Annotated in this window: 12 protein-coding genes; 6 read left to right on the top strand and 6 right to left on the bottom strand. The window is 71.6% G+C overall.

Annotated elements, in window-relative coordinates; translation table 11 throughout:
- The first annotated feature begins 17 nt into the window (after positions 1 to 17).
- Both ACZ5GP_RS17855 and ACZ5GP_RS17850 read left to right on the top strand, forming a co-directional pair.
- The gene (locus ACZ5GP_RS17855) at positions 18 to 1,229 is read left to right on the top strand and encodes an NAD(P)/FAD-dependent oxidoreductase (RefSeq protein ID WP_468751733.1); all 1,212 of its coding nucleotides are present in this window, start codon (positions 18 to 20) and stop codon (positions 1,227 to 1,229) included.
- A 127-nt stretch (positions 1,230 to 1,356) separates the two neighbouring features.
- On the top strand, positions 1,357 to 2,259 hold the full coding sequence (locus ACZ5GP_RS17850; RefSeq protein ID WP_468751732.1) for an RNA polymerase sigma-70 factor: 903 nt from the start codon (positions 1,357 to 1,359) through the stop codon (positions 2,257 to 2,259).
- 55 nt (positions 2,260 to 2,314) lie between these two features.
- On the opposite strand, the gene ACZ5GP_RS17845 is transcribed toward ACZ5GP_RS17850, so the two are convergent.
- A complete protein-coding gene (locus ACZ5GP_RS17845) occupies positions 2,315 to 3,658 on the bottom strand; it encodes a UDP-glucose dehydrogenase family protein (RefSeq protein WP_358587401.1) in 1,344 nt (447 codons plus the stop codon).
- A gap of 185 nt (positions 3,659 to 3,843) precedes the next feature.
- On the opposite strand from ACZ5GP_RS17845, the gene ACZ5GP_RS17840 reads away from it, so the two are divergent.
- Entirely contained in the window at positions 3,844 to 5,001 is a 1,158-nt protein-coding gene (locus tag ACZ5GP_RS17840) for an acyl-CoA dehydrogenase (protein WP_468751731.1), read from the top strand.
- A 92-nt stretch (positions 5,002 to 5,093) separates the two neighbouring features.
- Here ACZ5GP_RS17840 and ACZ5GP_RS17835 read toward each other — a convergent pair whose 3' ends face one another.
- From ACZ5GP_RS17835 to ACZ5GP_RS17825, 3 genes are read right to left on the bottom strand one after another with little or no spacing between them, the layout of a single operon-like run.
- Positions 5,094 to 6,311, bottom strand: coding sequence for a dipeptidase (locus ACZ5GP_RS17835; protein ID WP_468751730.1), 1,218 nt, complete (start codon positions 6,309 to 6,311; stop codon positions 5,094 to 5,096).
- Between the two features lie 4 nt (positions 6,312 to 6,315).
- Entirely contained in the window at positions 6,316 to 6,849 is a 534-nt protein-coding gene (gene purE, locus ACZ5GP_RS17830; RefSeq protein WP_468751729.1) for a 5-(carboxyamino)imidazole ribonucleotide mutase, read from the bottom strand.
- Positions 6,846 to 7,964, bottom strand: a complete 1,119-nt coding sequence (locus ACZ5GP_RS17825; RefSeq protein ID WP_468751790.1) for a 5-(carboxyamino)imidazole ribonucleotide synthase — start codon at positions 7,962 to 7,964, stop codon at positions 6,846 to 6,848. The genes purE and ACZ5GP_RS17825 overlap by 4 nt, the downstream gene beginning before the upstream one ends.
- A gap of 249 nt (positions 7,965 to 8,213) precedes the next feature.
- Between ACZ5GP_RS17825 and ACZ5GP_RS17820 the strand changes: the two genes are divergently transcribed.
- Complete coding sequence (locus ACZ5GP_RS17820; protein WP_468751728.1) at positions 8,214 to 8,762, top strand: GtrA family protein; 549 nt, start codon at positions 8,214 to 8,216, stop codon at positions 8,760 to 8,762.
- Between the two features lie 30 nt (positions 8,763 to 8,792).
- Here the strand turns inward: ACZ5GP_RS17820 and ACZ5GP_RS17815 are convergent, their stop codons facing one another.
- Positions 8,793 to 10,061, bottom strand: a complete 1,269-nt coding sequence (locus ACZ5GP_RS17815) for an ATP-binding protein (RefSeq protein ID WP_468751727.1) — start codon at positions 10,059 to 10,061, stop codon at positions 8,793 to 8,795.
- A gap of 281 nt (positions 10,062 to 10,342) precedes the next feature.
- A complete protein-coding gene (locus tag ACZ5GP_RS17810; RefSeq protein WP_055534262.1) occupies positions 10,343 to 11,020 on the bottom strand; it encodes a response regulator transcription factor in 678 nt (225 codons plus the stop codon).
- A 473-nt stretch (positions 11,021 to 11,493) separates the two neighbouring features.
- Between ACZ5GP_RS17810 and ACZ5GP_RS17805 the strand changes: the two genes are divergently transcribed.
- The gene (locus ACZ5GP_RS17805) at positions 11,494 to 12,990 is read left to right on the top strand and encodes a peptide MFS transporter (RefSeq protein ID WP_468751726.1); all 1,497 of its coding nucleotides are present in this window, start codon (positions 11,494 to 11,496) and stop codon (positions 12,988 to 12,990) included.
- Between the two features lie 116 nt (positions 12,991 to 13,106).
- Positions 13,107 to 13,946: an alpha/beta hydrolase gene (locus ACZ5GP_RS17800; protein ID WP_468751725.1), complete on the top strand. Its 840-nt coding sequence runs from the start codon at positions 13,107 to 13,109 to the stop codon at positions 13,944 to 13,946.
- Positions 13,947 to 14,041 lie beyond the last annotated feature (95 nt).

Below are 14,041 nucleotides of genomic sequence, written 5' to 3'. Positions count from 1 at the left end.
AGCGGAGGAGAGACACCATGGCTGAGAACACCGATGTGGTCGTGATCGGCGGCGGTTACGCCGGCGTGATGGCGGCCAACCGCCTGACCCTGCGCGGCGACGTGAACGTCACGCTGATCAACCCCCGCCCGTCCTTCGTGCACCGGATCCGCCTGCACCAGCTGGTGGGCGGGACCGGTGAGGCGGTCGTCGACTACCGCGAGGTCCTGGCCGGGCGCGTGCGGCTGGTCGTCGACTCCGTGGAGCGGATCGACGCGCCGGGCCGGACCCTGGCCCTGGCCTCGGGCGGCACGCTCGCCTACGACTACCTGGTCTACGCGGTGGGCAGCGCGAGCGCCGACCCGGGCGTGCCCGGAGCGGCCGAGTTCGCCCACCCCCTCGCCTCCCTGGAGGACGCGCGGCGGCTGCGGCCGGTCCTCGACGCCACGCCCGCGACCGCCCCGGTGACGGTCGTCGGAGCCGGTCCCACCGGCATCGAGACCGCCGCCGAACTGGCCGAGGCGGGGCGGGCCGTGACCCTGGTCTGCGGCGGCCTGCTCGGCCCCTACCTGCACGCCAAGGGCCGCCGGTCGGTGGCCGCGCGCCTGGCCCGGCTCGGGGTCGTCGTGCTGGACGGCGCCGGCACGAAGGCGACGGAGGTGACTCCCGACGCCGTACGGCTCGCCGACGGCCGCGAGCTGCCGAGCCAGGTCACCGTATGGACCGTCGGCTTCGGCGTGCCCGACCTGGCCGCCCGGAGCGGGCTGCGCACCGACGCCCTGGGCCGCCTGCTCACGGACGAGACGCTGACCAGCGTGGACGACGAGCGCATCGTCGCGGCCGGGGACTCTGCGGTGCCGTCGGGGCTCGCGCTGCGGATGAGCTGCCAGGCCGCGATGCCGATGGGCGCGCGGGCCGCCGACACCGTGCTCAGCCGGCTCGCCGGCGAACGGCCCGCCGACCTCAAGCAGCCGTTCGGGGCGCAGTGCGTCAGCCTCGGCCGGGGCGAGGGCATCTTCCAGTTCGCCAACAGGTCCGACGTGGCGGTGGGCTTCCACATCGACGGCGGCCTGGGCGCGAAGGTCAAGGAGGCCATCTGCTCGAGCGTCCTCAAGCACCTGGCCGACGAGGGGAGCAAGCCGGGCGCCTACCGGCTGCACCGCATCCCCGGTGACACCAGGCGCCGTCGGGTGCTCCAGGCCGGTGCCGGGCAGGGCGAGACGTCCGCGCCCGTCGAGCAAAAGGCCTGACCGGACACCGGCGGGTGGGGCAAGATCGTTCGGCTGCCAACGATCCGCCACCGACCCGCCACCGACCCGTCAGACCCGCCAGAGCCGCCAGAGCCGCCAGAGCCGCCCACGATGAGGACGTCGAGCCATGAGCGAGCACCCCGTCGATCCCGCGACCGAGACATTCGTCGCCCACCGCAACCTCCTGTTCACCGTCGCCTACGAGATGCTCGGCTCGGCGGCCGACGCCGAGGACGTCCTCCAGGAGACCTGGCTGCGGTGGGCCGGGGTCGACCTGGAGCAGGTGGACGACAAACGCGCCTACCTCGTCCGGATCACCACCCGGCAGGCGCTCAACCGGCTGCGCACCCTCAAGCGCCGCAAGGAGGCCTACGTCGGCCAGTGGCTGCCCGAGCCGCTCCTCACCGCGCCGGACGTGGCCGAGGACGTCGAGCTGGCGGAGAGCGTGTCGATGGCGATGATGCTCGTCCTCGAGACGCTCTCCCCGACCGAGCGCGCCGTCTTCGTGCTACGCGAGGCCTTCGACATCGGCTACGACGAGATCGCGGCCGCCGTCGACAAGAGTCCCGCCGCCGTGCGCCAGATCGCCCACCGCGCCCGCCGGCACGTCGAGGCCCGCCGCCCGCGCCAGACGGTCTCCCCGCGCAGGGCGCGGGCGGCCCTTGACGCCTTCCGGCAGGCCCTGGAGACCAGGGACCTGCAGAACCTGCTTGACGTGCTCGCCCCGGAGGTCGTCCTGGTGAGCGACGGCGGCGGCATCAAGCAGGCCGCGCTGCGCCCGATCATCGGCGCCCTGAAGGTGGCCCGCCTCTACCTCGGCGGTTCCGCCAAGACCCGCGCCACGATCACCACCGAGCCCACCGTGGTCAACGGCAGCCCCGCGCTCCTCGTACGCCTGGACGGGGAGCTGGACGGCGTCATGGCGGTCCGCGTCGCGGAGGACGGCGAGCGGATCACCGGCCTCTACTACGTGCGCAACCCGGAGAAGCTGTCCCGCGTCGAGGCGGAGACGCCGCTGGCCCTGCGGTGATCCCCTCGCTGGGCCGGTGACGCCTGCGGGGCCCCCGGCCCTGCGGTGAGCCTCGCTAGGCCGCCGGCCTGCCCATCGCGCGGTAGGTCCAGCCGGCCGCCCGCCAGGTCTCGGGGTCCAGCGCGTTGCGGCCGTCCAGGATGACCGGGGCGGCCGCCACGGAGGCGAGCGCCGCCGGGTCCAGCTCGCGGAACTCGCGCCACTCCGTGAGGTGCAGCACGACGTCCGCGCCGCGCACGGCGTCCACCGCCGTGTCCGCGTAGCCGAGGGTGGGGAAGAGCCGGCGGGCGTTGGCCATGCCCTTGGGGTCGTAGACGGTGACCTGGCCGCCCTGGAGGTGGATCTGCCCGGCGACGTTGAGCGCCGGGGAGTCGCGGACGTCGTCCGAGTCCGGCTTGAAGGTGGCGCCGAGCACCGCGACCCGCTTGCCGAGGAAGGAGCCGCCGCCGAGCGCCTCGCGGGCCATCTCGACCATCTGGCCGCGCCGGCGCATGTTGATGGAGTCGATCTCGCGCAGGAAGGTCAGGGCCTGGTCGGCGCCCAGCTCGCCGGCCCGGGCCATGAAGGCGCGGATGTCCTTGGGCAGGCAGCCGCCGCCGAAGCCGATCCCGGCGCGCAGGAACTTCTTGCCGATCCGGTCGTCGTGGCCGAGCGCCTCGGCGAGCTTCACGACGTCGCCGCCCGCGGCCTCGCACACCTCCGCCATGGCGTTGATGAAGGAGATCTTCGTGGCGAGGAAGGAGTTCGCGGAGGTCTTCACCAGCTCCGCCGTCGGGAAGTCGGTGACGACGAAGGGCGAGCCCTCGGCGACCGGCGTCGCGTACACCTCGCGCAGCAGCTTCTCGGCGCGCTCGCTGCGCACGCCGACCACGATCCGGTCGGGGCGCAGCGTGTCCTGCACGGCGAAGCCCTCACGCAGGAACTCGGGGTTCCACGCCAGCTCGACCGCGTCGCCCGCGGGGGCCAGCTCCAGGATGCGGGCCGCGAGCCGGTCCGCGCTGCCGACGGGCACGGTGGACTTGCCGACGACCAGGGCGGCCCTGTTCAGGTGCTTGGCCAGCGACTCCACCGCCGCGTCGACGTACGACATGTCGCACGCGTACTCCCCGTGCTTCTGCGGGGTGTTCACGCAGATGAAGTGGACGTCACCGAACTCGGCGACCTCCGCCGGGTCCATGGTGAAGCGCAGCCGGCCGCTGGAGCCCTCGATGCCGGCGACGTGCTTGCGGAGCAGTTCCGCGAGGCCGGGCTCGTACATGGGCACTTCGCCCCGCTGGAGCATGTCGACCTTCTCCGGCACGACGTCAAGACCGAGGACCTCGAAGCCGAGTTCGGCCATGGCCGCGGCGTGCGTGGCGCCGAGATAGCCGGTGCCGATCACGGTGATCTTGAGGGCCATGCGGTGCTCCAGAGGGTCTGCGGGGCTGACGGCTGCGTGCGCTGACCGAGCATAGTCGGGCGTATCCGGGCCTCTCACCGGGCACGATTCCCGCTGTCGCCAAGCTCACGTATCCGTCGCAGGGGTGACACCACTAAAATTTGGGTTACTTAACGGTAATTAGCATCCTTGGAGCGTGAGAGACCTTGGCCGGATCGGCTGATTTCGACCTGTACCGCCCGTCCGAGGAGCACGACATGCTCCGGGACGCGATCCGCTCGCTGGCCGAGGCGAAGATCGCGCCGTTCGCCGCCGCGGTCGACGAGGAGGCCCGCTTCCCGCAGGAGGCCCTCGACGCGCTGGTCGCGAACGACCTGCACGCCGTGCACGTGCCGGAGAGCTACGGCGGTGCGGGCGCGGACGCCCTGGCGACCGTCATCGTGATCGAGGAAGTGGCCCGCGTCTGCGCCAGCTCCTCCCTCATCCCGGCCGTGAACAAGCTCGGCTCGCTGCCGGTCATCCTCTCCGGCTCCGAGGAGCTGAAGAAGAAGTACATGGCGCCGCTCGCCAAGGGAGAGGGCATGTTCTCGTACTGCCTGAGCGAGCCGGACGCGGGTTCGGACGCCGCCGGCATGAAGACGAAGGCGGTCCGCGACGGGGACAGCTACGTCCTCAACGGCGTGAAGCGCTGGATCACCAACGCGGGCGTCTCCGAGTACTACACGGTCATGGCCGTCACCGACCCGACCAAGCGCTCCAAGGGCATCAGCGCCTTCGTCGTGGAGAAGTCCGACGAGGGCGTCTCCTTCGGCGCCCCGGAGCGCAAGCTCGGCATCAAGGGCTCCCCCACCCGCGAGGTCTACCTCGACAACGTCCGCATCCCCGCCGACCGCATGATCGGCGAGGAGGGCACGGGCTTCGCGACCGCCATGAAGACCCTGGACCACACCCGCATCACCATCGCGGCGCAGGCCCTCGGCATCGCGCAGGGCGCCCTCGACTACGCCAAGGGCTACGTCCAGGAGCGCAAGCAGTTCGGCAAGCCGATCGCCGACTTCCAGGGCATCCAGTTCATGCTCGCCGACATGGCGATGAAGATCGAGGCGGCACGTCAGCTGACGTACGCCGCCGCGGCCAAGTCGGAGCGCGGCGACAAGGACCTCACCTTCCAGGGCGCGGCCGCCAAGTGCTTCGCCTCGGACGTCGCGATGGAGGTCACCACGGACGCCGTCCAGCTCCTCGGCGGCTACGGCTACACGCGGGACTACCCCGTGGAGCGCATGATGCGGGACGCGAAGATCACGCAGATCTACGAGGGCACGAACCAGGTCCAGCGCATCGTGATGGCGAGGAACCTGCCGTAGCGGGAAGCGCGCCGAGCCCGCCGTGGGCGCGGGGCATATGTCGATGGGGGTGCCGCCCGCTCGGGTGGCACCCCCATCTGCGTGCGGGAGGGTCAGCCGTCCAGCTGGTCCAGGGTGGCCACGGACGGCCCCCGGCGGGACTGCTCGTCCCTGGCCACGGCCTCCGCCGCGCCCAGGACCCGTACCGCGTTCTGCCACGTCAGCTTGGCGAGGTCGGGCCTCGACCAGCCCCGGGTGAGCAGTTCCGCGATCAGGTTCGGGTAGCCCGCGACGTCGTCCAGGCCGGCCGGCGTGAACGCCGTGCCGTCGTAGTCGCCGCCGATGCCGATGTGGTCGATGCCCGCCACCTCGCGCATGTGGTCCAGGTGGTCGGCGACCGTGGCCGCCGTCGCGATCGGGCGCGGCGTCGACTCCTCGAAGGCCGCGTGGACCTTCATCGCCTCGGGCGTGGTGTCGAGGTGGTGGAAGCCGTGCGCGCGCATGTTCTCGTCGGCCGCCACCGTCCAGTCGACCGCCGCCTGGAGCACGAACTTCGGTACGAAGGTCGCCATCGCCACGCCGCCGTTGGCGGGCAGCCGCTCCAGGACGTCGTCGGGGATGTTGCGCGGGTGGTCGCACACCGCCCGCGAGGACGAGTGCGAGAAGATCACCGGGGCCACCGAGGTGTCCAGCGCCGCCCGCATCGTCGTCGCCGCCACGTGCGAGAGGTCGACCAGCATGCCGACGCGGTTCATCTCGCGCACGACCTCGCGGCCGAAGGCGGACAGGCCCCCGACGCGGGGCTCGTCCGTCGCGGAGTCCGCCCACGCGATGTTGTCGTTGTGCGTGAGCGTCATGTAGCGCACGCCGAGCGCGTGCAACGCCCGTAGCGTGGCGAGGGAGTTGTTGATGGAGTGGCCGCCCTCGGCTCCCATCAGGGAGGCGATGCGGCCCTCGCTCCGGGCCTGCTCCATGTCCGCCGCCGTCAGCGCGCGGGCCAGGTCCGCCGGGTGGCGGGCCAGCAACCGCTCGACGCAGTCGATCTGTTCGAGCGTGGCGCTGACCGCCGCGTCGCCCGTCAGATCGGTGCGGACGTACACCGACCAGAACTGCGCGCCGACCCCGCCGGCGCGCAGCCGGGCCAGGTCGGTGTGCAGGCTGCCCGTCTGGTCCGAGGCGATGTCGAGGCGGTCGAGGTCGTAGCCCGCCTTCTCGCGCAGGGCCCATGGCAGGTCGTTGTGCCCGTCGACGACGGGGAAGTCGGCGAGGAGAGCGCGCGCCGCGTCGAGCGGGGCGCCGAGGGAGATCGCGGGATCACCGGCAGAAGTCATGCGCTCACTTTCCCGGACCGAAGCCGAATCCGGCACCCGCTCCCTCGACCTTGGCGCGCAGCCGCTTGCCCTTCTCCGTCGCCTGGTCGTTCAGTTCCTGCTGGAACTCCCGCATACGGGTGAGGAGTTCGGCGTCGTGCGCGGCGAGGACGCGGGCCGCGAGCAGGCCCGCGTTGCGCGCGCCGCCCACCGAGACCGTCGCCACCGGGACGCCCGCGGGCATCTGCACGATGGAGAGCAGGCTGTCCATGCCGTCCAGGTACTTCAGCGGGACGGGGACGCCGATCACCGGCAACGGCGTCACCGAGGCCAGCATGCCGGGCAGGTGGGCGGCGCCGCCCGCGCCCGCGATGATCACCTTGAGGCCGCGGTCCGCGGCCTGCTCGCCGTACGCGATCATCTCGCGCGGCATGCGGTGCGCGGACACGACGTCGACCTCGAAGGGGATCTCGAACTCGTCCAGGACCTTGGCGGCGCCCTCCATGACGGTCCAGTCGGAGTCGGAGCCCATGACGATGCCAACAACGGGGGAGGTCATTCGGTGATCGTTCCTCTGAGGTAGCCGGCTGCGTGACGGGCGCGCTCCAGCACGTCGTCGAGGTCGTCGCCGTAGGTGTTGACGTGGCCGACCTTGCGGCCGGGCTTCACGTCCTTGCCGTACATGTGGATCTTGAGCTGCGGGTCCCGGGCCATGCAGTGCAGGTACGCCGCGTACATGTCGGGGTAGTCGCCGCCCAGCACATTGGCCATCACGGTCCACTTGGCGCGCGGGCGCGGATCGCCGAGCGGCAGGTCCAGGACGGCCCGTACGTGGTTGGCGAACTGCGAGGTGATCGCGCCGTCCTGGGTCCAGTGGCCGGAGTTGTGGGGGCGCATCGCCAGTTCGTTGACGAGGATGCGGCCGTCGCGCGTCTCGAACAGCTCCACGGCGAGGTGGCCGACCACGCCCAGCTCGTCGGCGACGCGCAGCGCCAGCTCCTGCGCCTCGCCGGCCAGGGACTCGCTCAGGCCGGGCGCCGGGGCGATGACGGTGTCGCACACGCCGTCGACCTGCCGGGACTCCACGACGGGGTAGGCGACGGCTTGGCCGTGCGGCGAGCGGACGACGTTCGCCGCCAGTTCGCGCACGAAGTCGACCTTCTCCTCGGCGAGCACCGGAACGCCGGCCCGGAAGGGGTCCTCGGCGTCCTCGACGGAACGCACGAACCACACCCCCTTCCCGTCGTAGCCGCCCCGCACCGTCTTCAGGATGACCGGGAAGCCGTCGCCCTCGGCCGCGAAGGCGGCCGCGTCGGCCGGGTCCCTCACGATCCGGTGGCGCGGGCACGGCACGCCGATCTCCGTGAGCTTCTCGCGCATCACGCCCTTGTCCTGGGCGTGCACCAACGCGTCGGGCCCCGGGCGCACGGGGATGCCGTCCGCCTCCAGGGCCCTGAGGTGCTCGGTGGGTACGTGTTCGTGATCGAAGGTGATCACATCGCAGCCCCGCGCGAAGTCACGCAGCGTGTCCAGGTCGCGATAGTCGCCGATCACGACATCGCCGACGACCTGCGCCGCGGAATCCTGCGGGGTGTCACTGAGGAGCTTGAATTTCAGGCCGAGGGGGATGCCCGCCTCGTGGGTCATGCGGGCGAGCTGACCGCCGCCGACCATGCCGACTACCGGGAACGTCACACCCCCAGGGTATCGGCCATTCCCGGCCACCCGGGAACGGCGTTGCCCCCCGGGCCGCGCGGGCCCCTCCCGGCACAGCGGCGCCGCGGTCACCGCGGGCCCGCGCGCGGCCGTGGAGCGCGCTGGTTAGCATGGCTGGGTCGACATGACCGAATCACCTATCCGTCGGCGCGTACACGACCGGGCCGCGGTGTCCGGTACGAATCGACGGGGGCTGGGGCGACCACCATGACGGAACGGGGCGCACTGCGCGTGCGACTGGACCAGCTGGCCCGGGAGGTCGCCAAGTTCGGGGCCGTGGGAGCGGTCGGCACCTTGGTCAACTTCGGTGTCTTCAACCTCGTACGGCATGTGACCGATCTGCACGTGGTGCGCGCGAGCGTGATCGCCACGCTGGTCGCCATCGTCTTCAACTACGTGGGGTTCCGCTACTTCACGTACAAAGACCGTGACAAGAGCGGGCGCACCAAGGAACTCACACTGTTCCTGCTGTTCAGCGCGGTCGGCCTGGTGATCGAGAACGGCGTGCTCTACGCGGCGACGTACTGGTTCGGCTGGGACGGCAGGCTCCAGGCCAACTTCTTCAAGTTCCTCGGCATGGGCATCGCCACGCTCTTCCGGTTCTGGTCGTACCGCACCTGGGTGTTCAAGGCGCTGCCCGCGCGCGAGGCCGTCGCCCATGCCGAATCGTTCCTGGCCAAGGAGCCGTCCCTGCGCCAGGAGCCGTCCCTGCGCCGGGACCCGGACGAGCGGCCCGTGGCGCGCCGCGTGCGCTGAGCGGGCCCTCGCGCGCGCTCCGGCGGGATCTCACCTGACGGTCTCGGCCATGGTCTCCGCCGCGGAGATCGGCGTGCGCGACAGGAAGAGCCCGAAGACCGGCGGCTTCGTCTGGAGCATCTCCAGGCGGCCCCCGTCCGCCTCGGCCAGGTCGCGGGCCACGGCGAGGCCGATGCCCGTGGAGTTGCGGCCGCTGATGGTCCGCTCGAAGATCCGCGCACCGAGGTCGGCCGGTACGCCGGGGCCCTCGTCGGTGACCTCCACGACCGCCTGGTTGCCGGTGACGCGGGTGCGCAGGGCGACGGTGCCGCCACCGTGCATCAGGGAGTTCTCGATCAGCGCCGCGAGGACCTGCGCCACCGCGCCCGGCGTGCCCACCGCCTCCAGGTGCCGCTTGCCGGAGCTGACGATGGCGCGGCCCGCGCTGCGGTAGGCGGGCCGCCACTCCTCCAGCTGCTGCTTGATGACCTCGTCCAGGTCGAAGGCGACGGCGGAGCCGGTGCGCGGGTCGCGGGAGTTGGTGAGCAGCCGCTCCACGACGTCGGTGAGCCGCTCCACCTGGGCCAGCGCGATCGTCGCCTCCTCCTTCACCGTGGTCAGGTCGTCGGTGACGGTGATCTCCTCCAGCCGCATGGACAGCGCGGTCAGCGGGGTGCGCAGCTGGTGCGAGGCGTCGGCGGCCAGCCGCCGTTCGGCGGTGAGCATGCGGCCGATGCGGTCGGCCGAGGCGTCCAGGACGTCGGCGACCCGGTCCAGCTCCGGCACGCCGTACCGCTTGTGGCGGGGCCGGGAGTCCCCGGAGCCGAGGCGCTCCGCGGTCTCCGCGAGGTCGGTGAGCGGGGAGGCGAGACGGTTGGCCTGGCGCACGGCGAGCAGCACGGCGGCGATGATGGCGAGCAGCGCCACGGCGGCGATGATCAGCAGGGTGCGGCCGACCTCCCGGGTGACGGCGGCGCGCGGCTCCTGGACGGTGACCCTCTCGCCCTGCTCGCCGGGGCGGGTGGCGCTGATCACGTCGCCGTCGGGCCGCTTGCCGATCTCGATGGACGAGCGGCCGGGGATCTCGATGCGGGCGTAGCGCGCGGTGGCGACCTGGTCGCGCAGGATGGCCGAGCTGATCCGCTCCTGGCTGATGAGCCGGCTGTCGACGATGCTGGCGAGGCGCATGGCCTCCGAGTCCACGCGTTCCTGGGCGCTGCTGCTGATGGTCCTCGTCTCCACGATGACGAGGCTCACGCCGAAGACGGCGATCACGACGAGGACGACGGCGAGGGTGGAGTTGATCAGTCGGCGACGCATCTACTCAGTGTCGCGGATCCCGCCGATGTCATGGGCGACGCCCGAAAACTCCCTGGGCGGCGCCCGTGCACAGCGCCCTAGGTGCGACCCCCCCAGGGGCGCGGGGAACTGCGCGACCAGCCACGGCCGACCCGCAGCGGCCCTTCGACAAAGACCCCGCAGACGCGTCTGCGCACGGCGGTGTCCCAGCGGGTGCGGCCCGCCCCCGGGTTGCGCGCGCAGTTCCCCGCGCCCCTTAGGGGGCACTCCAGGGGCCGCCAAAAAACCGCCCCCGGCGAGACTCAGCTCTTCTCGAAGCGGAAACCGACGCCCCGCACGGTGGCGATGTATCGGGGATTCGCCGCGTCGTCACCCAGCTTCTTGCGCAGCCAGGAGATGTGCATGTCCAGCGTCTTGGTGGACGACCACCACGTCGTGTCCCAGACCTCGCGCATCAGCTGGTCGCGCGTGACGACCCGGCCCGCGTCGCGCACCAGGACCCGGAGCAGGTCGAACTCCTTGGCGGTGAGCTGGAGTTCGTCGTCGCCCATCCAGGCGCGGTGCGACTCGACGTCGATCCGCACGCCGTGCGTGGACGGCGCCTCCTTGTGCTCCGTGGCGCCGCGCCGCAGCAGGGCCCGGACCCGGGCCAGCAGCTCGGCGAGGCGGAAGGGCTTGGTCACGTAGTCGTCGGCGCCCGCGTCCAGGCCGACGACGGTGTCCACCTCGTCGGCGCGCGCGGTCAGGATGAGGATCGGCACCGTGAGCCCGTCGGCGCGCAGCCGGCGTGCGACCTCCAGGCCGTCCATGCCGGGCAGCCCCAGATCGAGTACGACCAGGTCCACGCCGCCCTGGAGTCCGGCGTCGAGAGCGGTCGGGCCGTCCTCACGCACTTCGACCTCGTAACCCTCCCTGCGCAGGGCGCGGGCCAGCGGCTCCGAGATGGACGCGTCGTCCTCGGCGAGCAGTACACGGGTCATGGGGTGATGGTAGTCCGGACCGGACGGGGGCTGTGCGGTGATCGCACAGTGGAGGGGAACGCCTGCGGCTATGGGATGCGATCCTGAGGAACACCTTTGATTGTGTGCTGTTGGTTGCAGCGAAACCTGTGATCCATCTCTCAAGTCCTTCCATATGCATCCCTGCCGTGTCGTATGGTGACCCAACGCCTGATGCACTATTGAAGGACCTTTGGCCCACTGTGCGCGCCTTAGGTCTCTTTTATGTGCGGGCCGGCTTCGGCCAGCCTTGAAAGGAATGACCTGTGGTCGGGCCCTGCGCGCGAGGATGCGCCCAGGGTGTGGATCCCGGAGTCCGCGTTCCCTCACCCCCGTGAACCGGGGGTGAACCTCCCCCGGGCGTGGGGCGGGGGAGGCGCGGAACCGGTGCCGACCGCCCCCCACCGGGCGCGCTCACGCGTCGTCGCGCGTCCCGAACCCACGAGGATCGACCCATGGCGTCCAGCCTGACGAAGGACTCCGCCAGTACCCCTGGCTCCCAGAAGACCTTCTTCGGCCACCCCCGCGGACTGGCCACACTCTTCATGACCGAGATGTGGGAGCGGTACAGCTTCTACGGCATGAAGGCACTGCTCCCGCTGTACTTGATCGCCCCCGGCGGCATGAACATGAGCGCCACGACGGCGACGGCGATCTACTCCGTCTACATGTCGATGGTCTACCTGCTCGCCCTGCCCGGCGGCTGGATGGCCGACCGCTTCTGGGGTCCGCGCAAGACGGTCGTCATCGGCGCCTGCGTCGTCATCCTCGGCCACATCACCCTCGCGCTGCCCAACTCGGGGTCCTTCTTCGCCGGCCTCGCGCTCGTCGCGCTCGGCTCCGGCCTGCTGAAGGCGAACATCTCCGTGATGGTCGGCCACCTCTACGACGGCCCGAAGGACCCGCGCCGCGACGGTGGCTTCACGCTCTTCTACATCGGCATCAACCTCGGCGCCTTCCTCGCCCCGCTGACCATCGGCACCGTCGGCGAGAACGTCAACTGGCACCTCGGCTTCGCGCTCGCCGCGGCCGGCATGGGCCTCGGCCTCGCCCAGTTCATGCTCGGCTCGCGCCACCTGAGCGCCCAGAGCAGCGTGATCTCGCAGCCCGCCACGCCGGAGCAGCGCGCCTCCGCCCTGCGCACCGGCCTGATCTGGCTGATCGTCGCGGCCGCGCTCTACACGCTGATGGGCGTCACCGGGAACTTCGCCGACTGGGCGCTGATGCCGCTGATCATCGCCGGTCTGGTCATCCCCGTCGCCGTCCTCGCCCGCATGAAGCGCGACAAGGACCTGTCGCAGCTGGAGCACTCCAAGCTGTCCGGCTACATCTGGTTCTTCGTGGTCGCCGCCGTCTTCTGGATGATCTACGACCAGAACGGCTCGACCCTGTCGATCTTCGGCGAGACCTCGACGACGAACAACCTCCTCGGGTTCGACTTCCCGACCTCCTGGTACCAGTCGCTGAACCCGATCTTCATCATGGCGCTCGCCCCCGTGGTCGCCTCGGCGTGGCTGTGGCTGAACAAGCGGGGCAAGGAGCCGAGCACGGCCGTCAAGTTCGCCTCCAGCCTGACGCTGATCGGCATCTCCTTCGCCGTCTTCCTCATCCCGCTGATCGACACCGCCGCCAACGGCGGCCGGGTCAGCCCGATGTGGCTGGTCGCGATCTACTTCATCCAGACCGTCGGCGAGCTGTGCCTGTCCCCGGTCGGCCTCTCCCTCACCACGAAGATGGCCCCGGAGAAGTACAGCGCCCAGATGATGGGTGTCTGGTTCCTCGCGGTCACCGCCGGTGACTCCGTGACGGGCCTGCTGACGTCGCCGCAGCTCGGCGTCGACCTGAACAACTCGGGCGCCGTCGCCATCGAGGCGATCATCGCGGTCATCGCGGGCTTCGGCATCTGGACCTCCCGCAAGAAGGTCAAGCAGCTGATGGGTTCCGTCAACTGACGCACCCCGGTCCGGGCCCCCGCCCGAACCGAACGAAGGGCCGCCGCACCACCCGGTGCGGTGGCCCTTCGCGTTTCTGCGCGCCTGACGGCCCGCGCCGATGGAACATCTGCCCCATGCGCCGAACCTTGCTGCTGCCCCTGGCCCTCTGCGGAGCACTGCTGTCGCCCGGTGCCGCCGCCGAGGCCGCGCCCCGGCCGCCGGCCGGGCAGGTCTTCTCGTACGGGGGCCACGCCCGCCAGAACATCACCGTGTACGGGCCCCCGTCCGCGCGGCGGCCCGCCCTGGTGATCGTGCACGGCGGCTCCTGGGCCAGGGACACCGACTGGAGCGGGCGGGCGCGGTGGTTCGCCGCCCGGGGCTTCACCGTCTACGACACCGACTACCGGCTGACGTCGGACGCCGCGTGGCCCGCGCAGCGCGACGACGTGCTGGCCGCGTTGCGCTGGGTGCGGCACCGGGAGCACGGGGAGCGGCCGCTCGTGCTCGGTTCGTCCGCGGGCGGGCACCTGGCCGTGCAGGCCGCCTCCTACGGGGCGGGGGCCTCGCGGGCGCGGGCGGTCGTGGCCCTGTCCCCCGTCGCCTCGCCGTACCGCGCGTGGGCGGACGGCGGGGCGCGGGGGGCCGACGCGGACCGCAGGGCGCTGCGCCGGGCCGCCGTGCGGCTCGCCGGGTGCTCGCCGGATCTCGGTGGGATCCGCTGCTGGGCGCGGTGGGACGATCTGGCGGCCAGGACGCATGCGTCGGGCGCGGAGGACGCGCCGCTGTTCCTGCTCCACTCCGCCGGTGACTTCGTGGCCCCGGCCCACTCGGCCGAGCTTGCCTCCGCGCAGCGTCGGGCGGGGCTCACCGACGTGACGGTCCGCACGCTGCGTGGCTCCGCGCACGGGGGCGCCCTCCTCAAGACCCCGGGCACGGCCCGGTCGGTACTCCGCTGGCTCCGCTCCCACGCCTGACGCCCCTCGGGTACGCCCCTGGTCGGTACCGCACTGGTCCCGGCCCACGCCCAACCCCGCCAGGGGCGCGGGGAACTGCGCGCGCAACCCGCGAA

The sequence above is a fragment of the Streptomyces sp. NPDC031466 genome, assembly GCF_055581265.1.
Note: the sequence above shows the minus strand (reverse complement) of the source record. Positions and strands in the feature narration are given on the sequence as shown.

Coding starts and splice junctions, on each gene's coding strand:
- ACZ5GP_RS17855 (WP_468751733.1), top strand. CDS start 18: ATGGCTGAGAACACCGATGTGGTCGTGATCGGCGGCGGTTACGCCGGC.
- ACZ5GP_RS17835 (WP_468751730.1), bottom strand. CDS start 6,311: ATGACTTCTGCCGGTGATCCCGCGATCTCCCTCGGCGCCCCGCTCGAC.
- ACZ5GP_RS17845 (WP_358587401.1), bottom strand. CDS start 3,658: ATGGCCCTCAAGATCACCGTGATCGGCACCGGCTATCTCGGCGCCACG.
- ACZ5GP_RS17820 (WP_468751728.1), top strand. CDS start 8,214: ATGACGGAACGGGGCGCACTGCGCGTGCGACTGGACCAGCTGGCCCGG.
- ACZ5GP_RS17810 (WP_055534262.1), bottom strand. CDS start 11,020: ATGACCCGTGTACTGCTCGCCGAGGACGACGCGTCCATCTCGGAGCCG.
- ACZ5GP_RS17825 (WP_468751790.1), bottom strand. CDS start 7,964: ATGGTCGGCGGCGGTCAGCTCGCCCGCATGACCCACGAGGCGGGCATC.
- ACZ5GP_RS17800 (WP_468751725.1), top strand. CDS start 13,107: ATGCGCCGAACCTTGCTGCTGCCCCTGGCCCTCTGCGGAGCACTGCTG.
- ACZ5GP_RS17850 (WP_468751732.1), top strand. CDS start 1,357: ATGAGCGAGCACCCCGTCGATCCCGCGACCGAGACATTCGTCGCCCAC.
- ACZ5GP_RS17815 (WP_468751727.1), bottom strand. CDS start 10,061: ATGCGTCGCCGACTGATCAACTCCACCCTCGCCGTCGTCCTCGTCGTG.
- ACZ5GP_RS17805 (WP_468751726.1), top strand. CDS start 11,494: ATGGCGTCCAGCCTGACGAAGGACTCCGCCAGTACCCCTGGCTCCCAG.
- purE (WP_468751729.1), bottom strand. CDS start 6,849: ATGACCTCCCCCGTTGTTGGCATCGTCATGGGCTCCGACTCCGACTGG.